The organism is Devosia elaeis, from assembly GCF_001650025.1.
GTDB classification, from domain to species: Bacteria; Pseudomonadota; Alphaproteobacteria; order Rhizobiales; family Devosiaceae; genus Devosia; species Devosia elaeis.
The window spans coordinates 71,717-95,955 of the sequence record NZ_LVVY01000065.1 but is presented as its reverse complement, the minus strand read 5'-3'; the positions used below and the strand labels follow the sequence as shown (position 1 = coordinate 95,955).

The 24,239-nt window shown below is 61.9% G+C and carries 20 protein-coding genes; 14 read left to right on the top strand and 6 right to left on the bottom strand.

What is annotated here, in order from left to right:
• Positions 1-75: 75 nt before the first annotated feature.
• From A3840_RS04490 to A3840_RS04470, 5 genes are all read right to left on the bottom strand, one after another.
• The gene (locus tag A3840_RS04490; protein WP_067452523.1) at positions 76-1,107 is read right to left on the bottom strand and encodes an ABC transporter permease; all 1,032 of its coding nucleotides are present in this window, start codon (positions 1,105-1,107) and stop codon (positions 76-78) included.
• The gene (locus A3840_RS04485; RefSeq protein WP_067452520.1) at positions 1,104-2,648 is read right to left on the bottom strand and encodes a sugar ABC transporter ATP-binding protein; all 1,545 of its coding nucleotides are present in this window, start codon (positions 2,646-2,648) and stop codon (positions 1,104-1,106) included. The genes A3840_RS04490 and A3840_RS04485 overlap by 4 nt, the downstream gene beginning before the upstream one ends.
• Positions 2,645-4,249, bottom strand: coding sequence for a GMC family oxidoreductase (locus A3840_RS04480; protein ID WP_067452517.1), 1,605 nt, complete (start codon positions 4,247-4,249; stop codon positions 2,645-2,647). The genes A3840_RS04485 and A3840_RS04480 overlap by 4 nt, the downstream gene beginning before the upstream one ends.
• Before the next feature lie 177 nt (positions 4,250-4,426).
• The gene (locus tag A3840_RS04475) at positions 4,427-6,031 is read right to left on the bottom strand and encodes a GMC family oxidoreductase (RefSeq protein WP_067452514.1); all 1,605 of its coding nucleotides are present in this window, start codon (positions 6,029-6,031) and stop codon (positions 4,427-4,429) included.
• A gap of 23 nt (positions 6,032-6,054) precedes the next feature.
• On the bottom strand, positions 6,055-7,545 hold the full coding sequence (locus tag A3840_RS04470) for an aldehyde dehydrogenase family protein (protein ID WP_067452505.1): 1,491 nt from the start codon (positions 7,543-7,545) through the stop codon (positions 6,055-6,057).
• Positions 7,546-7,699: 154 nt separating this feature from the next.
• Between A3840_RS04470 and A3840_RS04465 the strand changes: the two genes are divergently transcribed.
• The 10 genes from A3840_RS04465 to A3840_RS04420 all read left to right on the top strand — a co-directional run bounded on the left by A3840_RS04465 (position 7,700) and on the right by A3840_RS04420 (position 19,334).
• Positions 7,700-8,611, top strand: coding sequence for a LysR family transcriptional regulator (locus A3840_RS04465; RefSeq protein ID WP_067452502.1), 912 nt, complete (start codon positions 7,700-7,702; stop codon positions 8,609-8,611).
• A gap of 95 nt (positions 8,612-8,706) precedes the next feature.
• Positions 8,707-9,894, top strand: a complete 1,188-nt coding sequence (locus tag A3840_RS04460; protein WP_067452498.1) for a thiolase family protein — start codon at positions 8,707-8,709, stop codon at positions 9,892-9,894.
• On the top strand, positions 9,891-11,135 hold the full coding sequence (locus tag A3840_RS04455) for an SDR family oxidoreductase (RefSeq protein WP_082903645.1): 1,245 nt from the start codon (positions 9,891-9,893) through the stop codon (positions 11,133-11,135). Before A3840_RS04460 ends, A3840_RS04455 begins: the two co-directional genes overlap by 4 nt.
• 2 nt (positions 11,136-11,137) lie before the next feature.
• On the top strand, positions 11,138-11,923 hold the full coding sequence (locus tag A3840_RS04450; protein ID WP_205633337.1) for a cyclase family protein: 786 nt from the start codon (positions 11,138-11,140) through the stop codon (positions 11,921-11,923).
• A 2-nt stretch (positions 11,924-11,925) separates the two neighbouring features.
• Positions 11,926-13,599: an AMP-binding protein gene (locus tag A3840_RS04445; protein ID WP_082903644.1), complete on the top strand. Its 1,674-nt coding sequence runs from the start codon at positions 11,926-11,928 to the stop codon at positions 13,597-13,599.
• Positions 13,600-13,645: 46 nt separating this feature from the next.
• On the top strand, positions 13,646-15,280 hold the full coding sequence (locus tag A3840_RS04440) for an AMP-binding protein (protein ID WP_067452495.1): 1,635 nt from the start codon (positions 13,646-13,648) through the stop codon (positions 15,278-15,280).
• Between the two features lie 131 nt (positions 15,281-15,411).
• Positions 15,412-17,718: a bifunctional salicylyl-CoA 5-hydroxylase/oxidoreductase gene (locus A3840_RS04435; RefSeq protein WP_067452492.1), complete on the top strand. Its 2,307-nt coding sequence runs from the start codon at positions 15,412-15,414 to the stop codon at positions 17,716-17,718.
• A complete protein-coding gene (locus tag A3840_RS04430; protein WP_067452489.1) occupies positions 17,715-18,509 on the top strand; it encodes an SDR family NAD(P)-dependent oxidoreductase in 795 nt (264 codons plus the stop codon). Before A3840_RS04435 ends, A3840_RS04430 begins: the two co-directional genes overlap by 4 nt.
• Before the next feature lie 10 nt (positions 18,510-18,519).
• Positions 18,520-18,933, top strand: a complete 414-nt coding sequence (locus A3840_RS04425; RefSeq protein WP_067452486.1) for an acyl-CoA thioesterase — start codon at positions 18,520-18,522, stop codon at positions 18,931-18,933.
• Positions 18,930-19,334, top strand: coding sequence for a RidA family protein (locus tag A3840_RS04420; RefSeq protein ID WP_067452483.1), 405 nt, complete (start codon positions 18,930-18,932; stop codon positions 19,332-19,334). The genes A3840_RS04425 and A3840_RS04420 overlap by 4 nt, the downstream gene beginning before the upstream one ends.
• On the opposite strand, the gene A3840_RS04415 is transcribed toward A3840_RS04420, so the two are convergent.
• The gene (locus tag A3840_RS04415; RefSeq protein WP_067452480.1) at positions 19,331-19,840 is read right to left on the bottom strand and encodes a MarR family winged helix-turn-helix transcriptional regulator; all 510 of its coding nucleotides are present in this window, start codon (positions 19,838-19,840) and stop codon (positions 19,331-19,333) included. The two genes, A3840_RS04420 and A3840_RS04415, sit on opposite strands and share 4 nt — an antisense overlap.
• A 96-nt stretch (positions 19,841-19,936) precedes the next feature.
• Between A3840_RS04415 and A3840_RS04410 the strand changes: the two genes are divergently transcribed.
• From A3840_RS04410 to A3840_RS04395, 4 genes are all read left to right on the top strand, one after another.
• Positions 19,937-20,365, top strand: coding sequence for a cupin domain-containing protein (locus tag A3840_RS04410; protein ID WP_067452477.1), 429 nt, complete (start codon positions 19,937-19,939; stop codon positions 20,363-20,365).
• Positions 20,362-21,213, top strand: a complete 852-nt coding sequence (locus A3840_RS04405; protein ID WP_067452474.1) for a fumarylacetoacetate hydrolase family protein — start codon at positions 20,362-20,364, stop codon at positions 21,211-21,213. Before A3840_RS04410 ends, A3840_RS04405 begins: the two co-directional genes overlap by 4 nt.
• Before the next feature lies 1 nt (position 21,214).
• Positions 21,215-21,997 (top strand): SDR family NAD(P)-dependent oxidoreductase, encoded by a 783-nt coding sequence (locus A3840_RS04400; protein ID WP_067452472.1) that lies wholly within the window; start codon positions 21,215-21,217, stop codon positions 21,995-21,997.
• Between the two features lie 86 nt (positions 21,998-22,083).
• Positions 22,084-24,237, top strand: coding sequence for a ferredoxin family protein (locus A3840_RS04395; protein WP_067452649.1), 2,154 nt, complete (start codon positions 22,084-22,086; stop codon positions 24,235-24,237).
• Positions 24,238-24,239 lie beyond the last annotated feature (2 nt).

Sequence of the window (24,239 nt, the reverse complement as noted above, 5' to 3'; positions counted from 1 at the left end):
CCTTGGATCGTCTGTCTTGGGCCCTTTCCCCGGGCCTTTTGGGTCCACCCCTCGTGGACGCACTTTCGGCCGGGGTCAGCTTCCAGTGCTTTGTCGTCTGCGGCGCAGCAATTGGCGCATGCCGCCCAGCCACACCGCAAAGATGAGAATTCCGCCGCTGACCATGCCCTGCCAGAAGGAGGAGACACCGCTCAGCGTCAGCCCGTTCTGGATCACGCCCAGGAACAGCACGCCAATCATGGTGCCGAACACGCCGCCTTCGCCGCCGGTAAAAGCCGTGCCGCCGATGAGCACCGCCGCCAGCACGGTCATCAGCAGCGTCGGGTCAATTTCCGCGGAAGCTGAAGTCAGCCGACCGACCTGAACGACGCTGCCCAAGCCAGCGGCAAGACCGGCAATGACGAAAACGAAGAACATGACGCGCTTGACGTCGATGCCATTGAGGCGCGCGGCTTCCATATTGGCGCCGATAGCGTAGAGCGAGCGGCCGAAGGTCGTGTAGCGAAGCACGCCGCCGGCCAGGAGCAAAAGCGCGATATTGAAAATCAGGATCACCGGCACCGGGCCCACATTGCCGTTGACGAATGCGTTGACGGGGGCGAAGCCCGGCGCAGAGAACACACTGACGCTGACGCCGTCATTGATGATCAGCGCAAAGCTCTGGAACATCGAAAGCGCCCCAAGCGTCACCACAAAGAACGATATCTTGAGGTAGCTGATCAGGAAGCCGTTCATGGCGCCGAGAAAGGCGCCGAACAGCACGGCAGCGGCGACCGCCACCGGTGTGGCGAGCCCTGCGGCCAGAAGCAGGCCGAAGATCATGGCACTCGCCGCCGTCGCACTGGCCACCGAGAGGTCAATGCCGCCGGCGATCACCACATAGGTGGCACCCAGGGCCAGGATGAACACCACGGTATTGGATTTGACGATGTTCATCAGGTTCGGCCAGGTCAGGAAGACCGGCTGCGTCAGCGCCAGAAAAGCGGCCACCAGCAGCAGGCTGACCAGCGCGCCGGTGTAGCGGTTCTGCAGGACGCGTCCGAGAAGTGATGGCGATCCAGCGTAACGGCCGTGGCTGTCGGTCTGTGCGATCGATGGTGCGGTCATGCTGACGCTCCGATGTGCGGGGAGGTTTGGTGGTGCCGGCTTGCGCCAGCAACGGCGACATGGGCGATGGCTTCTTCGTCCGCCGAGGCGCGGTCGAAGACCTTCTCCAGGCTGCCCTCGAAGAAGACGGCGATGCGGTCGGCAATGCCGAGCAGTTCAGGCAGTTCCGAGGAGATGACGATCACCGCCGCACCCGCTTCGGCAGCATCCTGCAACATGCGGTAGATTTCACTCTTGGCGCCGACGTCGATACCGCGGGTCGGTTCACTCAGAACGAGGACATCCGGCCGCCGAACGAAAGTCCGGCCGAGAATGACCTTCTGCTGGTTGCCGCCGGACAGCGTGCTGATGGCAGGGGACGAAGAGCCGGTCGCGACCCGGTAGGTGCGGATCGCAGCGTCGACCTCGGCCTGTTCCCCGCGCAGGTTGAGCATGCCGGCGCGGCCGCCAATGCGATCGAACCATGCCAGCGAGAAATTTTCGAGAATGCTGCGGACCAGCAGCAAGGCGGACGCCTTGCGATCATCGGGCACGAAGCCGATACCGGCCTGGATTGCCTTGCGCGGATCCCCGAGAGCAACTTCGCGCCCCGCAACTTTGACGGAGCCCGTGGCAGCGATGGCGCCGCCAAGAGCGAGCCCGAATTCGGCCTTGCCGGATCCGACCAGCCCGGCCACGCCCAATATCTCTCCGCGCCGCACGCTGACGGTCGTGGGGCCCAGAATGCCTTGCGGCGTGGCGAGCTTGTCGATCTCGATTATGGTTTCGCCGGCGGCAACGCTGCGCTTGCCATAGAAGTCCTGGATCTCGCGGCCCACCATCAGTCGCACCAGCTTCTGCTCGTCGGTTTCCGACAGCGGCGCGGTGGCGACGAATTGCCCATCGCGCAAGACCGTGGCCACGGAGGCGGCGCTGTAGATTTCAGGCATGCGGTGCGTAATCATCACCACAGCCATGCCCGCATCGCGCTCCTTGCGAACGAGATCGAGCAGACGCGCCGTTGCGGCTTCGGAGAGGGAACTCGTGGCCTCATCCAGGATCAGCACGCGGGCATTGGACGAAAGAGCTCGCGCAATCTCGATTTCCTGGCGCAATTCGACGCTCAGGTCGCTGACCTTTGCGCGCGGTGAGACATGGACGCCCAGCCGATCGAGTGCCGCCTCTGCGTCGCGCTCCAGTCGCGGCCAGTCGACAAGGCCGAAACGGTTCCTGGGGAGGCGACCGAGAAAGATGTTTTCGGCCACCGTCAGGGTTGGAGCGAGGGTCAATTCCTGGCTGATGATGACGATGCCCAAGGCGATGGCGGCTGCGGGGGACGGTATGGTGCGCTCCCGGCCATCGACGTAAATCTGCCCTGCATCCGGCTGGATCATGCCTGACATGACCTTGGCGAGCGTGGACTTGCCGGAGCCATTCTCGCCGGTAAGCGCGTGCACTTCACCGGCACGAACGACGAAATCGACATTCTGCAGCGCCTTCACGCCCGGATAGGTCTTGGAGATTCCGGCCAGGCGGAGGATGGGTTCGGAACGGTCCGTCATGCTGCCTGTCCCAGGATTGCAGCCGCAGCCTTTTCGGCGATCATGATGGTGGGGGCATTGGTGTTCCCCGAGATCAGGGTCGGCATGATCGAGGCGTCGACCACCCGCAGACCGCCAACACCGTGCACGCGCAAATTCGGATCGACGACCGCCATGGCGTCCGTGCCCATCTTGCAGGTCCCCACCTGGTGCGAAACGCAGCCACCGTTCTCGACAAGGTAATCCTCGATCTGCTGATCGGTCGCCGTCTCCGAGCCCGGCAGGTGTTCGGAAATGACGAAGTCTGCAAGAGGCCTGCTGGCCGCCATGCGGCGCGCCAGCTTGAGACCTTCCACCGCGGTGCGGCGGTCGCGTTCGTCAGAGAAGTAATTCGGTTCCAGGCGCGGCTGATCGTACGGATCGGGCGAGCGGAGCGTGATCTGGCCGCGGCTATTCGGGCGCACCGGGCAGATGAAATTGGCAAAGCCCGAGAACTTGAACAGCCCGTCCTCGTAGTAGCCGCCACTGAAGGTTTGGAACAGAAATTGCAGGTCCGGCGTGGCGCTGTCGGGCAATACGCGCGCGAAAAGGGCGGCCTGGCCGGCGGGAACAGAGAGCGGTCCGCGGCGCGTGAGCAGCCATTGCAGACCCACCTGCATCTGACGGAAGCGGCTCATCATCACGTCGTTCATGGTAATCGCCTGGTTACATTTCCAGGTGATCTGACCGCCATAATGGTCCTGAAGATTTTGCCCGACGCCGCGGAGATCGTGACGCGGTTCGATGCCCTGTTCCGCGAGGTGCTGTGCATCGCCGATACCGGACAGCATCAACAGGTGGGGAGATTTGATAGACCCAGCCGACAGGATGACCTCGCGGCCTGCCCTGGCGGTCAGGACCTTGCCCTGGTGGCGGAACTGCACGCCCGTGGCCTTCTTGCCGTCCAGAAGCACCTTCTCCGTCATTGCGCCGGTCAGAACGGTCAGATTGGAGCGGCGAAGGGCAGGGCGCAGATAGGCGGTCGCGGCGGACTCGCGACGGCCGTTGCGCACGGTGGCCTGGAAGTAACCGGCGCCTTCCTGCTGGGCGCCATTGAAATCATCGTTGCGGGGAATGCCCTGGCTTTGCGCCGAGCCGATGAAGGCGTCACAAAGCGGATTACGCTCACGCAGGTTGGTGACGGTCAGCGGGCCGCCAACACCGTGGAAGGCGTCGCTTCCGTTTTCCTGGTTTTCGGCCTTTTTGAAATAGGGCAGAACGTCTTCGTAGGACCATCCGGGATTGCCCAGCTGGCGCCAGTGATCATAATCCTCGGCCTGGCCGCGGATATAGATGAGGCCATTGATGGAGGACGAGCCGCCGAGCACTTTGCCGCGCGGCCAGTAAATGCAACGACCGCCCAGGGCCGGGTTCGGTTCGGTCTGGAACTTCCAGTTGACCTTTTCGTCAACGATGGTCTTTCCGTAGCCGATCGGAATGTGGATCCAGAAGCTGTCGTCCTTGCCGCCGGCTTCGAGCAGCAATACCTGATGGCGGCCGCCCTCGCTCAGGCGGTTGGCCAGAACGCAGCCGGCCGACCCGGCACCGACAATGATGTAGTCATAGCTCTGACCGTCTTGCACGGCTGTGCCTCCACTTTCGAAGCCAGCACCGAAACCGGCGCCTGCTCCCCTCGTCGTCCTGCCGCCAGTTTCCCGCCGGCAGGGTGGCCGGACGCCCTCACGTCCGGACCAAGCTTAGTGTCGGGGTTTTGCGCCCCAATATCCCCTGAGTGCAGCCGACCCCTTCGCCGGCAGCGCTCAGAGGCTCCGCCCGCGGATCATGTCTGCGGCCTTTTCAGCGATCATGATCGTCGGTGCGTTGGTGTTGCCCGAAATGAGCGTGGGCATGATGGAGGCATCCACCACGCGCAGGTTCTGCAAGCCGCGGACCTTGAGCGTTTCGTCCACGACAGCCATGTCATCGCGCCCCATCTTGCAGGTGCCGACCTGGTGCGCGATGGACAGACCCGTCTCGCGTGCAAAAGCGAGGAGTTCGTCGTCGCTCTGGACCTGCGGGCCGGGCGAATACTCGGCGATGATGTGTGACCGGATGGCCGCCTTTTCCGCAACGCGGCGCGAAATCTTGATCGCATCGACCAGGATGCGGCGATCCGCTTCGGCCGAGAGATAGTTCGGCTGCATGGATGGGCTGTCCTTGGCGCTGGCGGAACGCAGCTTCAGCGTACCACGACTCTCCGGCCGGACCGGACAGACGACATTCGCAAAGCCCGAGAATTTGTGCAGGCCGGCATCGTACTCGTCGTGGCTGAAGGTCTGGAACAGAAACTGAATATCTGGCGTCGTCGCCTGCGGGCCGGACTTGACGAAGGCACCGACCTGGGCGGCCGAGATAGTCAGCGGGCCCTTGCGGAACAGCAGATAGTCCAGCCCCGCCTTTACCTGGCGCACAGGGCTGGTCATGATGTCGTTGACCGTCAGCGGCAGCCGGCTCTTGTAGGTGATGATGGCGCCGTAATGGTCCTGCAGGTTTTCGCCGACGCCCGGTATATCGGCCACGACAGGGATGCCGAACTCGCCCAGATGCGCCGCCGGGCCGACACCCGACAGCATCAGCAATTGCGGGGAAGCGATAGAGCCGGCCGAGATGATAACTTCGCGGCGCGCTCGAACGATGTGGCTTCGGCCGCCCTGTTCATACTGGACGCCGACAGCCTTGGTGCCTTCGAAGATGATCTTCTCTGCCGCAGCCTTGGTGATGACACGCAGGTTGGGACGCTTGGCTGCTGGATGCAGATAGGCCACGGCAGCTGAGCAGCGACGGGCATTTTTCGTCGTGATCTGGTAGTAGCCGATGCCCTCCTGGTTGGCGCCGTTGAAATCGTCGTTACGCGGTATCCCCGCCTCCACGGCGCTGTCGATGAAGGCATCGCAAAGCGGATTGCGCTCACGCAGATTGGAGACGGTGAGCGGGCCTTCGGCGCCATGGAACTCGTCGGCACCGTTCTCCTGGTTTTCAGCCTTACGGAAATAGGGCAGCACATCGTCGTAGGACCAGCCGACATTGCCCAGTTGGCGCCAATGATCGTAGTCACCGGATTGGCCCCGGACATAGAGCAGCCCGTTGATCGAGGACGAGCCCCCCAAAACCTTGCCACGGGCCCAGTACATCGGACGGTCGGCGATCTCGGCGCCTTTTTCCGTTTTGTAACGCCAGTTCAGGGCCGGATCGACAATGGTCTTGCCGTAGCCGATCGGCACATGGATCCAGGGGTTCCAGTCGCGTCCGCCCGCCTCCAGCAGCGTGACGGAATTGCCGGCATCCTCCGAGAGCCGCGCTGCCAGGGTGCAGCCGGCGGAGCCGCCGCCGACGATGACGTAATCTGTTTCGGTGCTGTTGGTCATGGTCACGGTCGTCGTTCCGATAGTCAGTATTCGCCGGCTAGCCGCATCACCACGGCCTTGGGTTCGGTGAAGGCGTTGATTGCCTCGGTGCCGAATTCGCGGCCAAGACCCGACATCTTGGTTCCGCCGAAAGGCACGGCGAGATCCAGGATGTTGTGCGTGTTGAACCACACCGTGCCGGCGTCGATTTCGTCTGCGAGCAGGTGGGCGTGATCCAGATTGCGGGTCCAGATGCTCGCGCCCAAGCCATATGGCGTGTCGTTGGCGATCGGCTTGATCTCGCTGCGATCCTTGAACGGGATAGCGCAGACCACAGGACCAAAGATTTCTTCCGTGATGACCTGCATGTCGGGCCGGACATCGGCGAGCACGGTAGGTTCGAAGAACCAGCCGTCGCGGTCGGGACGATTGCCGCCGGCAAGGGCGCGCGCGCCATCAGACAGACCGCTCTGCACGAGACCGGAAATGCGTTCGAACTGGCGGGACGAGACGATCGGGCCAAGCTGGGTGCCCTCTTCAAGGCCGGGCCCAAGACGGAGACCACGGGCGATCTCCGCCACGCCGGCGATGACTTCCTCATAGACCGCTTCTTCGATCAACAGACGCGAGCCTGCCGTGCAGACCTGGCCGGAGTTTCCGAAGATGGCATTCGCTGCACCGGGGATAGCGCGCTCGAGATCGGCATCGGCGAGGATGATCGTAGGCGACTTGCCACCCAATTCGAGGGTGACGCGCTTCATCGTCTTGGATGAAGCGGCCAAGATGCGTTGGCCGGTGGCAGTCGAGCCTGTAAAGGCAATCTTGCGCACCAGCGGATGATCCACCAATGCCGCGCCGGCATCGTGTCCGTAACCGGTGACGATATTCACCGCGCCTTTGGGGAACCCGACCTCGTCGATGAGCTCGGCCAGGCGCAAGGTCGTGAGCGAGGTTTCTTCGGATGGCTTGAGCACGACGGTGCAGCCGAAGGCAATTGCCGGCGCGACTTTCTGGATGGCCTGGCCGAGCGGAAAGTTCCAGGGGGTGATGCCGCCGACGACGCCGACCGGTTTGCGTTCGGTATAGGCGCGATAGATACCGCCATCGTCAAAGAACGGAGAGAGTGTGATATACTCACCAGCAGACTTGGACGCCCACCCCCCGAAGTACCGCAGGGCATCGATGGTGAAGGCAAGGTCCACATAGCGCGACGTGGCGTAAGGCTTGCCATTGTCGAATGTTTCCAGTCGCGCCAATTCGTCGGCATGGTCCTCGACCAGCAGTGCGAGCTTTTCCAGCAGACGTCCGCGATCGAGCGGACGCATGCGCCGCCAGGCGGCACTTTCGAAACAGGCATGCGCGGCCTCTACGGCGCGATTGACGTCTTCCACTGATGCTGCGGCGATCTCGGCGATCTGCGCTTCGGTCGCCGGATTGAAGACCGGAATCGTTTTGCCCGAGCTTGCCTTGACCCAGGCACCATTCACATACAGGTCAGTTCGTGGCAGTCGCAGGCTGTGGTCTATCGCATTCATACCTATATCCTCCGGTTTCCCGGCGGACGGCAGACTTCCCGTGTCTGTCATGCAAGTGCCAAGAAATTCCTTTAATCCTGAATGATCCCCAGTTTAAGCCGGACTTCCAATACAATTGTGGGCCGGTTATGATGCCAAAAAGGCATCGAACATAATGAATCTGCGTCAAATCAGGTATTTCGTAGCGGTCGCGCAGACGGAAAATTTCCGGCGTGCATCCCAGCTTCTCCATGTTGCGCAACCGGCATTAAGCCGCCAGATCTCGGCTCTGGAAGAGGAACTGGGGGTAGAACTTTTCCTCCGCCTGCCGCGGGGTGTCAGGCTCTCCAATGCCGGACAAGTGATGCTGCAACGGTGCCAGGCGCTGCTCGAGAGCCTCGATGGCATGGTCGAGGAGGTTCGCGGCGTCGGACGTGGACTGGCCGGACATTTGAAGCTGGGCTTTATCGAAGTGGCCGCGCTTTCGGAGATCATGCCGGCCTCGATGCGCAGCTTTCGCGATCGCGTACCCGACGTTCAGCTTGAATTGCTATCCATGGCCAGCCTAACCCAAATCGAGGAAATTCGCGCGCGGCGCCTCGACGGCGGATTTCTCTACAATCCGCCCAGGGGCGATCCCGACGTGGTATCGATCCGGCTGGAGCGTCATCCGGTCTACCTCGCGGTGCCCAACGTCTCCCCGTTGGCACAACTCTCATCGGTGCGACTGCCTGCACTGCAGCAGGAGCGCTTTATCTGGTTTCACCGCTCCGCCAGCCCGCAATATCACGACCAGCTGGCCGAGGCGATCCGTGTGGCCGGGGTGCATTATAATGTCATCCACCATTCCGAAAGCGAGGCCGTCATGCTGGCGCTGGTGCGGATGGGCCTCGGCATCGCATTCGTCAATGCGCGACAGGCGAGGCGGCGTCCGGATGGGGTCACCCTGCTACCCGTGGACGATCTGCAGGTGCTCATAGACCTGCATTTCGCCTGGCGCGCCGACGAAATCTCACCGGCCTTGCGGCGCCTCATTGCACTCTTGGGTGAATTGGCCGAGGTGGACTTGCCAAAGGGCCCGTCTTAGCCCTCAACGGCAATTTCGCGGCTGCGCTCGTGAGCTAGTCGGTTTGTTCCTGCCCGTGGTCTAGGTGATGCTACCAATCACTTTCCTGGTGAAGCATGCCCTTGAGCCGAAACGGGAACCGGCAACCGTATAACGATATTTATGCCGTTGCGCCCGTCAGCCTGACCTATCAACGCTATTCGACGCAGCCGGCCCAGTGGTGGATCGGAGCGGCTTTGCGCGGGCTGGTTGCGGCATCGGGCATACCGCATACCGCTTATGATGGACTCAGCCTTGCCAGCTTTACGCTGGGGCCGGACCCCGCCATCGCCATGACCCAGCATTTCGGCATGACCACGCGCTGGATCGACAGCATGGCCATGGGCGGCGCCTCGGGTATTGCCTCGATCCGTAGGGCAGCGCGAGCTCTCGAAGCCGGCGATGTCGACATCGTCGCGTGCATCGCGGCCGATACCAACTACACCGATACTTTTCGGCAGTTACTGGCTGGCTTTTCGCGTTTCTCGCAGGATGCGGTCTACCCACACGGCGCTGGCGGCGCCAATGCCAGCTTCGCACATCTGACCAATGCCTACATGGATCGGTTTGGCGTGACGCGCGAAGACTTCGGCCGCATCTGTGTCGCACAGCGGCAGAATGCGCTGCGCAATCCGCGCGCAATCATGAAGAAGCCGATGTCGCTCGATGATTATCTCGGCGCTCGTCCCATCGTCGACCCGCTCGGGCTCTTCGACTGCGTCATGCCGGTCGCCGGCGCCGAAGCTTTCTTGCTGATGCGCGGTGAGACGATGCGCACCCACGGGCTCACCGGCGCCAGGCTGCTTTCCAGCATCGAGCGCCACAATGCGTTTCCTGATGACCCGGTGCAGTATCGTGGTGGATGGGCGCTCGACGTCGACGAGCTTTACGGGATGGCCGGTGTCTCCCCCGATGATGTGGATGTCGTGCAGACATATGACGATTATCCGGTCATCGTCATGATGCAGTTCGAAGACTTGGGCTTTTGTCCCAAAGGCGAAAGCGCCCGCTTCGTGAGCGACAACGATCTCACCATCGATGGCAGCTTTCCGCACAACACGACCGGCGGACAGCTTTCCGCAGGCCAGGCCGGTGCCGCCGGCGGGCATCTGGGCATCGTCGAAACCATTCGTCAGGTCACAGGCAGCGCCGGGACGACCCAGGTCGAAGGGGCGCGGCTGGGCCTCGCTTCTGGATTCGGGATGATCAACTATGACCGGGGCCTCGCCTCTGGCGCAGTTTTGTTCGGGGGAGAAGGCATATGATCGTTCAGCGTCAGCGCCCCCCGCGCAAGAACCCTCTGCAACGGACTGCTGCGCCGCTTCAGCCGCCGGCACGACGCAGCAGAGCGGCCCAGGGACTGACCCGCGCCGCAGCGCAGGGGCAATTTGCGCTTCACACATGTCAGGCTTGCCAGGCGGTCAGCTATCCGCCGCGAGATGCCTGCCCCAAATGCCTGTCGGAAAACCTTATTGTCGCTCCGGTTCCGAACGGCGGCACCATCCTGTCGGTCACCACGATCCAGATCAGTGGCGAGCCCTATTTCCGGCGGCTCGTCCCGGCGCGGCAGGCATTGATTGCGCTGGATTGCGGACCCACCATCGTCGCCGAAGTGCGCCCCGACTGTGCGGCCGGCATCCGGGTGCGCGCATCCCTTCAGCTGGATAAGGCAGGTCAACCCGTGATTTATGCCCGGCCGGAACATGGCGACGCGAATAGTGACAGCGATCCACATTGGCGCGAGCTGGTTGCCGACCCGCTCCATCGTCGATGCCTGATTACCGACGGCCGCAACCCTGTTGCGCTGCCGCTCGCCAAGGCGTTGCTGGCTGCCGGCGCCGCCAAGGTCGTCGTCGGCATTTCGGAGCGCTGGAAGCCTTTTGCCGAGGCAGCCAAGCTTGAGGCCCTGGGGTCAGTGGAACTGGTCGATCTCGATCTTGCCGACGACCAATCCGTCTCGGCCCTCGCCTCCGACTATGGCGCGAAAACCGACATCCTGCTGCACACGGCGCTGCATCTGCGACCGGGCAGCGTGTTTTCCGGCGCCGAACTGCTCAAGGCCCGTGACGCCATGGAAGTCAGCTATTTTGGCGCTTTGCGTCTGGCGCATCACTTTGGACCCGTTATGCGCTCTCGCGGTGCCGACCGCGACAACAGTGCTGCCGCCTGGGTCAATCTTCTTTCGATTTTCGCGCATCTCAGCTGGCCGGGATTCGCCGCCTATTCGGCCACGCAGGCTGCCAGCCTGTCCTTTTCGCAGGCCTTGCGCGCAGAGATGCGTGGCAGCGGTGTGCGGGTGCTCGACGTGTTCACCGGTCCGATGGAGATCGACTGGCTGGAACATTTGCCACCGCCAAAGGTGCAGCCCTCCGCCGTCGCCAACGAAATTGTCGCCGCCCTGAAGGGTGGCGAAGAGGAACGCTGGGTGGGTGACGTAGCTAAGGATTTCCGCGAGCGGTTCACCGCCAATCCCAAGGAAATCGAACGCGATCTCTGGCAGCAATGACCATGAACGAACCAACTTCGCCCATCGCCCTGATGACCGCCGCACTTGCCAGTGGCAAGGTTCGCGTGGTCGACCTAACCCAGACGCTCGAGCCGGGCGGGCCGACCATTGTCATGCCTCCCGAATTGGGCCAGTCCTGGCCGGTGCGTATCGAGCCCATCTCCCGTTACGACGACAGCGGCCCCGCATGGTATTGGAACAATATCAGTTTCGGTGAGCATACTGGTACGCATCTGGATGCGCCCATCCACTGGATCACCGGCCGCTACCTGCCGCACAATAGCGTCGATACCATGCCGACCAGTCTTATGGTCGCACCGGCCTGCGTGATCGACTGTTCGGCGGAGAGCGCTACTGACGCAGATTTCCTGGTGACGGTGGATTTCGTAGAGAAATGGGAGGCGCAGCACGGACGCATCCCGCCGGGAAGCTGGGTTCTGCTGCGCACCGACTGGTCGCTGAAACGCGGCGCAGCCTATGCCAATCTTGACGACACCGGCGCGCATACGCCTGGACCGGATGCCGAATTGATGCGCTGGCTTGTGGAAGAACGCGACGTCCTTGGCGTCGGCACGGAAACCATCGGTACCGATGCAGGGCAGGGCGGTCATCTCGATCCGCCCTATCCAGCACACCACTATCTGCATGGCGCAGGCAAATATGGCCTGCAATGCCTGGCCAAGCTCGACGCCCTGCCGGCAAAAGGCGCTCTGATTATCGCGGCGCCGCTCAAGATCAGGGAAGGGTCCGGCAGTCCGCTGCGCGTCATTGCGCTGGTGGAGGACTGAACATGTCGGACATTCTGAGCCCGGCAGAGAACCTGGCGCTCGGGCAGCGCTATCTGTCTGCGGCCACCGTTTTCGGCCTGCTGGAACGGCAGGTCGAGGAATTCGGCTCAAACGATCTGTTCGTCTTGCCGCAAAAGGTGCGTGCGCTTTGGCACGAACCATATGATAAATTGACATATTCCGACGTTCTGCAGACCGCGATTGGCCTGTCGGATGCCTATGCTGCGGCGGGGTATGGACCAGGACAGCGCGTTGCGCTGTCGCTGGAAAATCGGCCCGCGCATTTCTTGAACTGGCTCGCGCTCAATCGCCTAGGCGTAAGCGTTGTCCCGGTCAATCCGGACCTGCGGGATGAAGAAGTCGAGTATCTGCTCCGCCATAGCGGCTCGTCTCTGCTCGTGCGCCTCGAAAGCCATGCAGCCCGGCTGGATCCGGTGGCGTCCTCGCTCAACATCCCGGTCATGGCTTCCGGTGGCAGAGTACCTAAGACCAGCGATGCGGTGATCACCGGCGCCCCGGCACTGGAGCAGGAGGCGGCGCTTATCTACACCTCGGGCACGACAGGCAGGCCCAAGGGCTGCATTCTGTCGAACCGGTTCTTCCTCAATTGGGCCTGGTGGTATGGGGGACAGCGCGGGTTGATCGCGCTTGAGCCGGGCCGCGAACGGCTGATGAACCCTCTGCCCGCCTTCCATGTCAATGCCATGGGGCACAGCTTCATGGGCATGCTGGGCAGTGGCGGCGCGCAGATCATCATCGACCGCTTTCACCCCAGGGATTGGTGGGACACGGCGCGCGAGACCGGGGCAACGGCCTTTCACTATCTGGGTGTCATCCCGGCCATCCTGCTGCAATTGCCAGAGAGTCCCGGCGACCGGGGGCATGGCGTGCGCTTTGCGCTGGGCGGCGGTGTTCATCCGGATCATCACGCTGCATTCGAAGCGCGCTTCGGTGTTCCCCTGCTCGAGGGCTGGGCGATGACGGAGACCGGCGGCGCAGGAACATTGTGCGCCGCATTCGAGCCGCGCAGTATCGGCGAGCGCTGCATCGGATCGCCGGACCGGGCGGGCCCACCGCTCGAGATTCGCCTTGCCGACGACGATGACGATGACGTGCCGCCGGGCATGCCCGGCGAACTGCTGCTTCGTTCGGGCGGCAGCAATGCACGCGAGGGCTTCTTCTCCGGCTACCTGCATGATCCGGATGCAAGCGAAAATGCTTGGTCGGGCGGTTGGCTGCATACCGGTGACGTCATGCGACGCGACGAAAGCGGCCAGCTCTATTTCGTCGACCGCAAGAAGAACATCATCCGGCGCTCCGGTGAGAACATTGCCGCCGCCGAGGTCGAAACCGTCCTGGCAGCGGTCCCCGGCGTGGCGCAGGTCGCGGTCATTGCGGCGCTCGATCCGCTGCGCGGGGAAGAAGTCATGGCCGTTGTCGTCCCCACCACGGAGGATGATCCTGCGCTGGCAGACGTCCTGTTCGATACCGCGGCGCAAAGACTTGCCTATTACAAGGTGCCGGGCCTCCTGCTGTTCGTTCCGACCCTTCCCACGACATCCACGCAAAAGGTTCAGCGCGAAAAACTGCGCGGCCTTGCTCAAGACCCCTTGGCACAACCGGGCTGCATCGATTGGCGGGCCCGAAAGCAGAACCTGCGGCAGGCCGCGCACTAGATTATTCGACCGGCTGCGCAGCAGTCCGTCATTGCGAGAAGACACCATGACCACGCCTTTTTCTCTTTTTGCCGAAGCGGCGCACGCGCGGGCGGAGCAGATTTTCCTTTCGCTGCCTGCCGCTGCCAAGCTCGACTATGCGCCGGATGGCCGGCAGATTGCTTATGGGGCGCTGGCGCAACTGGTGGATGCGCAACGTGAAGCCTATCGACAGGCGGGCTATGGCGCGGGGAACGTTGTTGCCATCTCGCTCGACAACCGGCCCGATTTCTTCGTCCACTTCCTGGCGTTGAATAGTCTGGGGGTCGGTATCCTGCCGCTCAATCCCGACCTGCGCAGCGAAGAGGTGGCATACCAGTTCACCATTGCCGAACCCGAACTGCTTGTCGCGTTGCCTGCCTATCATCGTGTCGGGATCGAGGCCGGCCTGACAGCAGATCGTCTGATGGGCCCGCTCGATGCAATTCCGCCGGCCCGCCGAAGGGCCGAGCGATTCGAGGCCACGTCGGACGACCCCTGCGCTTTTCTTTTTACGTCCGGTACGACCGGCAAGCCGAAGTGCTGCGTGCTCTCGAATGATTACTTCGTCAGGCTGGCCCGGTGGTATGTGGGCGCCGGAAATGGCGGCAAGCTCAGCACAGGGGAAGAGGTGATCCTCACCCCATTGCCGATGTTTCATATGAATGCGCTTGGCTGTTCGGCCCTGGGCGCCATCATTCTTCAATCGACCCTGGTGCCGCTCGACCGATTCAGCGCCTCGCGCTGGTGGGCGACAGTGGCGGAATCCGGCGCAACGCTGATTCATTATCTCGGCGTGATGCCGGCAATCCTGCTCAAGCTGCCGGCGACCGAGCACGATCGGGGTCATAAGGTTCGCATCGCCTTTGGCGCTGGTGTCGATCCATTGCACCAGGAAACCTTCGAGCGACGGTTTGGCATCGAGCTCACCGAAGCCTGGGCGATGACGGAGACTGGCGGCGGCGCGACGACGTCAACCGCAGGGGGCGACCGGCACCTGGCGATGCGGTGCATCGGCTATCCGCATGCTGATATGGATTATCGCATTGTCGGTGAAGCCGGCACGGATGCGGAAGAAGGCGAACCTGGCGAGCTGATCGTAAGGGCTGCTGGCGACGACCCGCGGCGGGGGTTCTTTACCGAATATCTCAAGGACCCCGACGCTACTGCCGAGGCCTGGGCAGGCGGCTGGTTCCACACAGGCGATGTTGTCCGGCGCGGCGACGATGGTGCGCTCTATTTCGTCGACCGGAAGAAGAACATCGTCCGGCGCTCAGGCGAGAACATCGCCGTGGTCGAGGTCGAAGGGGTCCTGCAGAACCTCGACGATGTCGCCGGCGTCGCGGTCGCCCCGGTGCCGGATGAACTGCGCGGCGAAGAGGTCATGGCGCTGATCGTTCTTGCCGCCGATAGCACGGAAGTACCCGGTGTAGATCTGGCCCGCAGGATAGCGCGCGCTTCTGCCGACCGGCTCGCCTATCACAAGGTTCCCGGCTATGTGGCCTTCGTTTCCAGTCTGCCGACAACCGCAACGCAGAAGCTGCAGCGCGGCGAAATCAAGAAGCTGGCAAGTGCAATCATGACCGACGCCGCAACCATCGATCTGCGCGACTTTAAAGGCGAACTGCGCCGCATGGAGCCGGACGCGAAAAGCGTTGCCTAGCGGGGCCGCCGGGCGGCGCATCGCGTGATGCAGAAAATTAGTTTAGGTCTTGACTAATTTCAGCCGGCGCAGATAGTTTAATCATAAAGTAAATCACTGTGTGCCGGCTGCGGCTTTGACGGAGAAGCGAGATGCGCATCGTTTGTATCGGCGGGGGGCCCGCGGGACTCTATTTCGCCCTGTTGATGAAGAAGAACCATCCCGAGCACACCATCACCGTGGTCGAGCGCAACAAGCCGTACGACACGTTCGGTTGGGGCGTGGTGTTTTCGGACGCGACCATGGATTCCATGGAAAAGTGGGACCCGGAGAGTGCAGCCATCATCAAGGATGCGTTCAATCATTGGGACGACATCGAAGTGCTGTTCAAGGGAACGCGTCAACGGACTTCGGGGCACGGTTTCGTCGGCATCGGCCGCAAGAAATTGCTGAACATCCTGCAGGCGCGCTGCGAAGAACTCGGCGTAGAATTGCGGTTCGAAACCGAGGTCAACAGTGACCTCGATTTCCCCGATGCCGATCTCGTCATTGCTTCAGACGGTTTCAATTCCCGCGTCAGAAACGCTTACCAGGACGTGTTTCAGCCTGATCTGCAAACCCGTCCCAACCGCTATATCTGGCTTGGAACAAACAAACTTTTCGACGCTTTCACCTTCGATTTTCGCAAGACCGAACACGGCTGGTTCCAGTCGCATATCTATAAGTTCGACGACCAGACCTCGACTTTCATCGTCGAAACGACCGACGAGGCGTATCACGCGCATGGTCTCGACAAGATGGACCAGCAGCAGTCCATCGACTTCTGCCAAACGCTCTTCGCCGAAGTTCTCGAGGGCGCGCCGCTGATGACGAATGCCCGGCATATAAGCGGCTCTGCCTGGCTCAATTTCAATCGCCTCATCTGCGGAAAGTGGAGTCACTACAACGGACACTCGCATGTGGTGCTGATGGGCGACGCTGCTCACACCGCGCACTTCGCAATCGGCTCCGGCACCAAGCTCGCCATCGAGGACGCCATCGAGCTGACGAACCAGTTCGGGATCCGTGGACACGATGCGGATGCCATTCCGGCGGTCCTGCAGGCCTATGAGGAAATCCGCCGCGTCGACGTTGCCCGCATTCAGAACGCGGCGCGGAATGCGATGGAATGGTTCGAGGTGGTCGGTCGCCGCTACGCCGACACGCTCCCGCCCGAGCAGTTCATGTATTCCATGCTGACCCGTTCACAGCGCATTAGCCACGAAAATCTCCGCTTGCGCGATGCCGATTGGCTGGAAGGCTATGAGCGCTGGTTCGCCACCACGACAGGCCTCAACGCGGAACCCGACAAGCGCGGTCTGCCACCGATGCTGACGCCGTTTACGATACGCGGCGTTACGCTCAAGAACCGAGTCGTCGTCTCGCCTATGGCAATGTATTCGGCCAAGGACGGACTGATCGACGATTTCCATCTGGTGCATCTGGGCGCCCGCGCCATGGGCGGGGCAGCTCTGGTCTTTGCCGAGATGACCTGTGTGTCACCTGACGGCCGTATCACGCCGGGCTGCCTTGGCTTGTGGAACGATGAGCAGGCGGCAGGATGGAAGCGGCTCGCCGACTTCGTGCATGCCAATAGCGATGCCAAGCTCGGCTGCCAACTGGGTCACGCCGGCCGCAAGGGATCAACCAAGCTTGCCTGGGATGGCATCGACCAACCTCTGGAAGTGGGGAGTTGGCCGCTAATTTCGGCTTCCGCCTTGCCATATCTGAAGAATAGCCAGGTTCCCAAGGCCATGGACCGAGCCGATATGGATCGCGTCAAGGCCGACCACGTCGCTGCTGCCATCCGCGCCGCCGAAGCTGGGGTGGATTGGCTGGAACTCCACTGCGCGCACGGCTATCTGTTGTCGAGCTTTCTCAGCCCGCTGACCAATCGGCGTGAAGATGAGTACGGCGGCAGCCATGAAAACCGTGCGCGCTTCCCGCTCGAAGTTTTCGAGGCAATCCGCGAGGTTTGGCCGGCCGACAAACCGATCTCGGTGCGCCTGTCCTGCCATGACTGGGCAGAGGGCGGTAATGGTCCAGACGATGCGGCGATTTTTGCGGCCATGTTCAAGCGGGCCGGCGCGGACGTGATCGACTGCTCTTCCGGACAGGTCTGGAAAGAAGAGAAGCCGGTCTATGGCCGCCTGTTCCAGACACCGTTTTCAGACAAGATTCGTAACGAGGTCGGTATTCCGACCATCGCGGTTGGCGCCATCTCCGAAGCGGACCACGCTAATTCGATCATTGCGGCAGGGCGCGCCGATCTTTGCGCGATCGCACGGCCCCACCTGGCTGATCCGAGCTGGCTCATGCACGAGACGGCCAAGATCGGTATCAAATCGGTGCCGTGGCCCAAGCAATATTACTCGGCGAAGTCGCAATATGAGAACAATCTCGAACGGGCGGCCCGATGAAAACCGGGGCGGGAAAGCTCGAGGGGCGCCATGCGCTGGTGACCGGTGCCTCCGGCGGCATCGGGATGGCCATCGTCGAGGCCCTGCTGGAGGCGGGTGCAAAAGTCACGCTGACCGGACGTGATCGCACCCGGCTGGAGCAGAGAACGCGGCATCTGCCGGCCAATAGCGTGTCGTTGGTTAGTAGCTTCGATGTTACCGATGCCGATGCCGTTATCGTTGGCGCGGAGGCGGCCCGGGCCGGCTTCGGTCCCATCGATATCCTCGTCAACAATGCCGGCGAGGCGCCGAGCGCTCCGTTCGACAAAACCTCGGCGGCGATGTGGAACAATGTGATCGCTACCGATCTCAGCAGCGTCTTTCTCGTGACACAGGCATTCATGCCCGATGTGAAGGCGGCTGGGGCAGGGGGGCGGATCATCAATATCGCATCCACCGCGGGATTGACCGGCTACCGCTATGTCAGCGCCTACGCGGCAGCCAAGCATGGCGTTGTAGGCTTAACCCGCTCTCTGGCCCTGGAGCTGGCGCGGAGCGGCGTAACCGTTAATGCGGTTTGTCCCGGCTTCACTGACACGCCGCTGATCGCCCGTGCGGTCGAGGAAATCGTTAACAAGACCGGACGTACCGCCCTGGAGGCACGTGCCGATCTGGCTCGTGCCAATCCGCAGGGCCGTCTGGTCGATCCGAAGGAAGTAGCTGACGCCGTATTGTGGCTGGCGGGGCCGGGAGCCTCTGCCATTACCGGACAGGCCATCGCCGTCGCCGGCGGCGAAGTGTTGTCCGGATAAGGAGTAAACCATGCCTTTCACTCAATCCAAGCCGTTGCGGTTTGGCGACTGCGACCTCACCGGCATCGCCTACCATCCCGCCTATTTGTCCATGCTCGTGGATGTGAACGAGGCAATGTTCGCCTCGTTCGGTGTCACCTGGAAGGAATTGATGTTCGACCGCAAGATGGGCTTGCCCACGGTGACGATGCATATCGAGTTCAAGCGGCCGGCCACATATGGCGACGTGCTGGATTTTGCCGTGCATGTCCGCAAGATCGGCCGGGCCTCGCTCGATCTCGAGACGGTCGTATCAGTCGGCGAACACGTCATCTGGACCATCCAACAGCGCATTGTCGCTACCTCGCTCGACGACCACAAGTCGACCCCTTGGCCGGACGATGTCCGCGCCGGTCTTTCCCGTTACCTGGAGCCTACGCCGTGACCCATCAATTCATCCAACCCGACAATTGGGCCAAGCCCATCGGTTATGCCAACGGAATCTCGACGCGTGGGCGCATTGTGCAGGTCGGCGGCCAGGTCGGCTGGGACGAGAATTGCGAATTCCATTCCGACGACTTTGTCGACCAGGTCCGCCAGGCGCTGAAAAACATCGTCACGGTGCTTGAGAAGGCGGATGCCAAGCCGGAGCATATCATCCAGCTCACCTGGTACTTCACGGACAGGCACGCCTACAAATCGCGGCTCAAGGAAATCGGCGCGGCCTATCGCGAGACCATCGGCCGGCACTTTCCGCCCATGGCGGCGGTGCAGGTCGTGGCGTTGATGGAAGATCGCGCGAAGATCGAGATCGTCGCTCTGGCCGTCGTGCCCCACGACCTCTAGCGGGACTTTGCCAACGAGCGGCGCACAGAGGTTTTCATCTTGAGCAAGAGCGACATCAGCGATTTGACATCGGAGGGACTGAGCCCTTCGCAGAGAGAGCGGATCCAGCCCTCGTGGGCGGCCGCCATCTCTGCGAACCGCGCAGTGCCCAATGGCGTCATGCGCACGATGTTCTCGCGCCTGTCGTTCGGATTCTGGATGCGGACGATGAGACCGTCATCCATGAGGCGTTTGATGACCGCGGTAATGTTGCCGGGCGACACCATGAGCCGCTGCGACAGCTCGCCCAGGATCAGGCCCTCGGGAACACGGTACAGTTGCGACAGGATGTCGAAGCGCGGAAACGTCACGTCGAACTCGTCCTGCAGGCGGCTGCGTACTTCGTTTTCCATGAGCCGCGCGACCGTGAAAAGCCGCAACCATAGCCGAAGCTGGTCATGGTGGTCCTCCGGCGCGTCGGCGATCTTGGTTTCGGCGTCGATCCAGGCCTTCGACTGTTCGTTCATGCGAATTCCCCCCGCTGCAGAGCGACATAATTCACACCTAAACTAAAAATCACTATCAGCCAACGCAATGCGTTGACCCGATCGATTGGAGGAAAAATGGCATCGAATATCAGGGCAGTGGTCACCCGCAAGGGTTCTGAGGATACCAGCACGGGGCAATCCGGTGGCTGCGTTCGCGTAACGGGAGTCGGCCCGCAACACACGCCTGCAACCAAGATCTGGTTCGGCAAGGTCAGCAATGACCCCGGCTACCGATCGCTGCCGCATCATCACGGCGAAGCCGAAACAGGTGGTTATGTGCTCAAGGGTAAGGGCCGCATATATTTCGGCGAAAACTATTCGGAATATTTTGACATGGAGGAAGGCGATTTCGTCTTCGTGCCGCCGAACTGGCCTCATGTGGAAGCCAATATGTCGACGACCGAAGAACTGGTGTGGCTTACCACGCGCACGCCGGACAACATCGTCGTCAATCTCCCCGATGTCGAAGATGACAGCCTTCCCGGTTATCGGCGCGCGGAATGAAACTGCTTCGTATCGGTCAGCCAGGCGCCGAAAAGCCGGCCTTGCTTGATGAAGACAATGTACTGCGCGACTTGAGCGGCATCATCGATGATGTAGCCGGCAAGGCACTCTCGCCCGACACCCTGTCGAAAATCGCCGCGCTCGATCCGGCCAGGCTGCCGGCGCTGCCCGAAGGACAGCGGATTGGGCCGTGCGTGGGCAAGGTCGGCAAGTTCATCTGTGTCGGCCTCAACTTCGCCGATCATGCTCGGGAAACCGGGAAGGAGCCGCCAGCTGAGCCGATCCTGTTCATGAAGGCGACGAGTGCCATTGTCGGCCCAAACGACGACGTTGAAATCCCAAAAGGGTCCAACAAGGCCGATTGGGAAGTCGAACTCGGCGTGGTGATCGGCTCGCGCGCAAAATATGTGAGCGAGGATAGGGCCATGGATCATGTGGCGGGCTTTTGCCTCGTCAACGATGTGTCCGAGCGCAGCTTTCAGTCGGAACGCGGCGGCCAGTGGACCAAGGGCAAGAGCCACGACACGTTCGGCCCTATCGGGCCTTGGCTGGTAACGACCGACGCTGTCTCCGATCCACAAAACCTATCGATGTGGCTCGACGTGGATGGAGTGCGGCGCCAGACCGGCAACACGAAGACCATGATTTTCGGGGTTCGTCATCTGGTTAGCTATATCAGCCAGTTCATGACGCTCGAGCCCGGTGACATCATTGCCACGGGCACGCCCCCTGGCGTTGGCATGGGGATGAAACCCGAGCCGGTATTCCTGCGGCCTGGACAGGTCATCACGCTTGGCATTGAACAGCTGGGGAGCCAGCGCCAGCACACAATCGAGGCGAGGTCCTGAGATGACACGATTGGAGAACAAACTCGCCATCGTCACCGGCGGTGCCCGCGGGCAGGGCGAGGCGGAGGTCAGGCTCCTGGCATCGGAGGGCGCAAGCGTGGTCATCGCCGATGTGCTTGAGGCCGAAGGTGTCGCCCTGGAACGCGAATTGTCGGACGCAGGACTGGCCGTCCGTTTCGCACGCCTCGACGTCACCAAGCCCGAAGAATGGCAGGCGGTTGCGGCGCTGGCCGCGGACTGGATGGGAAAGATCGATATCCTGGTCAACAATGCCGGCATCATCAACCGCACCACCGTTGCCGATACCGGCCTGGAAGCATGGGAACGGGTGCTGCGGGTCAATCTTACCGGCGCATTCCTGGGCATCCAGACCGTCGCGCCGGTCATGGCGCAAGGCGGGGGTGGCGCAATCGTCAACATCTCGTCCAATAGCGGATTTTCCGGCCATTACGACCCGGCCTATACCGCCAGCAAATGGGGTCTTCGTGGCCTCACGCGCAGTTCGGCCATGGAATATGTCGGCCACAACATTCGCGTGAATGCCATTTGCCCCGGATTGGTGGTGACCGGCCTCAATGCCAGCAGTCCGCACCTCAAGCCCATGATTGGGATGACGCCGATGAAGCGCAGCGGCACGCCCGAAGAAATCGCGCAGCTCGTACTCTTCCTCGTCTCGGATGCATCGAGCTTCATCACCGGCGAGGACTTCGTCATCGACGGTGGATTCACCGCAGGCGCCGCCTATCGTCAGGTGGCCAGCCAGACCGGCATATACGAGGACTAAAAAACGGAGGCCTTGGCCTCCGTTTCTCATTTGACACACAACCCGATCTGCATAAATATGCAAATGCATATTGTTGGGAGATGGATATGGCAGAACGCTCTTTTGCCCGCGAGGTCGAAGACCTCACCCTCGGCGACGGGGAACTGTTCCGCGGCGAGGGCATCCTGGCCATCACGAAGGCGCTGCTGCAATCCGGTGTGTCCTATGTCGGTGGCTACCAGGGCTCGCCGATCTCCCATCTCATGGACGTTCTCGCTGATGCCAAGCCGGTCCTGGACGACCTGGGCGTTCATTTCGAGTCGTCAGCCTCCGAAGCGGCTGCCGCTGCCATGCTCGCGGCGTCGATCAATTACTCTCTACGCGGTGCGGTCACGTGGAAATCCACGGCAGGAACCAATGTCGCGTCCGATGCGCTGACCAACCTGGCGTCGTCTGGGGTGAAGGGCGGCGCGCTGATCATTCTCGGGGAGGACTATGGCGAAGGCTCGTCGATCCCACAGGAGCGCAGCCACGCCTTTGCGATGAAGTCGCAGATGTGGCTCCTCGATCCCCGGCCCAACCTGGAATCCATCGTCAAGTCGGTCGAAGACGGCTTCGAGCTGTCCGAGGCGTCCAATACGCCGGTGATGCTGCAGGTGCGCATCCGAGCCTGCCACGTGCATGGGCAGTTCGTCGCCAAAGACAACAGGAAGCCAGCTTTCACGATGAGAGAGGCGCTGGAAAATCCGATTCGGGACCTAAACCGCATCGTCCTGCCGCCGCAGTCGATCACCGTGCACGACCGGGAAAAGCTCGAACAGCGCTGGCCCGCTGCCCTCGACTTTATCCGCGAGCGCCAGCTCAATGAGTTCTTCGGTCCCGAGGAAGGCCCGGTCGGCATCGTCCTGCAAGGCGGTATGTACAACTCGGTCATCCGTGCGCTGCAATTGTTGGGCTTGGCCGACAGCTATGGCAACACATCGGTGCCGCTCTACGTGCTCAACGTCACTTATCCGCTACTCGACGACGAAGTCGTGCGCTTCTGCCAGAGCAAGCGCGCCGTGTTGATGGTGGAGGAGGGGCATCCCGATTACCTCGAGCAAGCCGTTAACACCGCGCTCCGGCGCAAGGACGTGCAAACCCGGGTTGCCGGCAAGGATCGGCTGCCCCTGGGCGGCGACTATACCGCGAGCGTTCTGATGAAGGGCATCCAGTCCTTCCTCGATGAGTTCGAGCCGCAAATGCTTGGCAATCGACCGCCCTTGCCGAGCGCTGACGCGGTCCTCGGCAGTCCCCAGGTCAAGGCGCTGGCAGAGGTCGTGCCGGCACGTCCTGCGGGTTTTTGCACCGGCTGCCCGGAACGGCCGATCTTTGCGGCGATGAAGCTTGTCGAAAAGGAACTGGGCCAGCACCACATCTCGGCCGATATCGGTTGCCACCTGTTTTCCATCCTGCCGCCGTTCAATATCGGCGGCAGCACGATGGGATACGGCCTCGGGCCCGCGTCGGCCTCAGCATTCAATGTGCCGGCCGGAAAGCGTCCCATCTCCGTGATGGGCGATGGCGGCTTCTGGCATAATGGCCTCAATACCAGCGTGGGCAACGCCGTCTACAACAAGCATGACGGCGTCATCATGATCGTCGACAACCATTACTCGGCCGCGACCGGCGGGCAGGACATCCTGTCCTCGCGGGCCGAGAATCCGCTGCGCTCGACCAACAATTCCATCACCAAGGCGGTACAGGGGATCGGCGCGAAATGGGTGCGCCAGATCGACCGGACTTACGACGTCTCGAAAATGCGCGACACGCTGAAGGCCGCGTTGACGTCGGATGTCGAGGGGCCGAAGGTGATCGTCGCGTCTTCGGAATGTATGCTGAACAAGCAACGGCGCGAAAAGCCCCTCTTCTCCAAGGGCGTCAAAGACGGCAAGCGCATGGTGCGCCAGCGCTTCGGCGTGGACGAGGACACCTGTACCGGCGATCATGCCTGCATTCGGCTGTCCGGGTGTCCGTCGCTTTCGCTAAAGCATCTGGACGATCCGTTGCGCGACGACCCGGTGGCTTCGATCGACAATACCTGCGTCGGTTGCGGCAATTGCGGGGAGGTGTCCGAGGCGGCGGTGCTTTGCCCGTCCTTCTACCGCGCTGACATTATCTACAATCCAACACGGCTCGATCGCGTCGTGGCCAAGCTTCGCGGCGCCGTCATCGGCTTTTTCCAGCGTCGCCGCGCCGCTCGCCGCATAGCGTTTGCGTGAGG

Excerpts from the sequence above, each read along its gene's own strand:
- A3840_RS04490 (WP_067452523.1), bottom strand. The coding sequence starts at position 1,107 with ATGACCGCACCATCGATCGCACAGACCGACAGCCACGGCCGTTACGCT.
- A3840_RS04485 (WP_067452520.1), bottom strand. The coding sequence starts at position 2,648 with ATGACGGACCGTTCCGAACCCATCCTCCGCCTGGCCGGAATCTCCAAG.
- A3840_RS04475 (WP_067452514.1), bottom strand. The coding sequence starts at position 6,031 with ATGACCAACAGCACCGAAACAGATTACGTCATCGTCGGCGGCGGCTCC.
- A3840_RS04470 (WP_067452505.1), bottom strand. The coding sequence starts at position 7,545 with ATGAATGCGATAGACCACAGCCTGCGACTGCCACGAACTGACCTGTAT.
- A3840_RS04465 (WP_067452502.1), top strand. The coding sequence starts at position 7,700 with ATGAATCTGCGTCAAATCAGGTATTTCGTAGCGGTCGCGCAGACGGAA.
- A3840_RS04460 (WP_067452498.1), top strand. The coding sequence starts at position 8,707 with ATGCCCTTGAGCCGAAACGGGAACCGGCAACCGTATAACGATATTTAT.
- A3840_RS04455 (WP_082903645.1), top strand. The coding sequence starts at position 9,891 with ATGATCGTTCAGCGTCAGCGCCCCCCGCGCAAGAACCCTCTGCAACGG.
- A3840_RS04450 (WP_205633337.1), top strand. The coding sequence starts at position 11,138 with ATGAACGAACCAACTTCGCCCATCGCCCTGATGACCGCCGCACTTGCC.
- A3840_RS04445 (WP_082903644.1), top strand. The coding sequence starts at position 11,926 with ATGTCGGACATTCTGAGCCCGGCAGAGAACCTGGCGCTCGGGCAGCGC.
- A3840_RS04440 (WP_067452495.1), top strand. The coding sequence starts at position 13,646 with ATGACCACGCCTTTTTCTCTTTTTGCCGAAGCGGCGCACGCGCGGGCG.
- A3840_RS04435 (WP_067452492.1), top strand. The coding sequence starts at position 15,412 with ATGCGCATCGTTTGTATCGGCGGGGGGCCCGCGGGACTCTATTTCGCC.
- A3840_RS04430 (WP_067452489.1), top strand. The coding sequence starts at position 17,715 with ATGAAAACCGGGGCGGGAAAGCTCGAGGGGCGCCATGCGCTGGTGACC.
- A3840_RS04425 (WP_067452486.1), top strand. The coding sequence starts at position 18,520 with ATGCCTTTCACTCAATCCAAGCCGTTGCGGTTTGGCGACTGCGACCTC.
- A3840_RS04415 (WP_067452480.1), bottom strand. The coding sequence starts at position 19,840 with ATGAACGAACAGTCGAAGGCCTGGATCGACGCCGAAACCAAGATCGCC.
- A3840_RS04410 (WP_067452477.1), top strand. The coding sequence starts at position 19,937 with ATGGCATCGAATATCAGGGCAGTGGTCACCCGCAAGGGTTCTGAGGAT.
- A3840_RS04405 (WP_067452474.1), top strand. The coding sequence starts at position 20,362 with ATGAAACTGCTTCGTATCGGTCAGCCAGGCGCCGAAAAGCCGGCCTTG.
- A3840_RS04400 (WP_067452472.1), top strand. The coding sequence starts at position 21,215 with ATGACACGATTGGAGAACAAACTCGCCATCGTCACCGGCGGTGCCCGC.
- A3840_RS04395 (WP_067452649.1), top strand. The coding sequence starts at position 22,084 with ATGGCAGAACGCTCTTTTGCCCGCGAGGTCGAAGACCTCACCCTCGGC.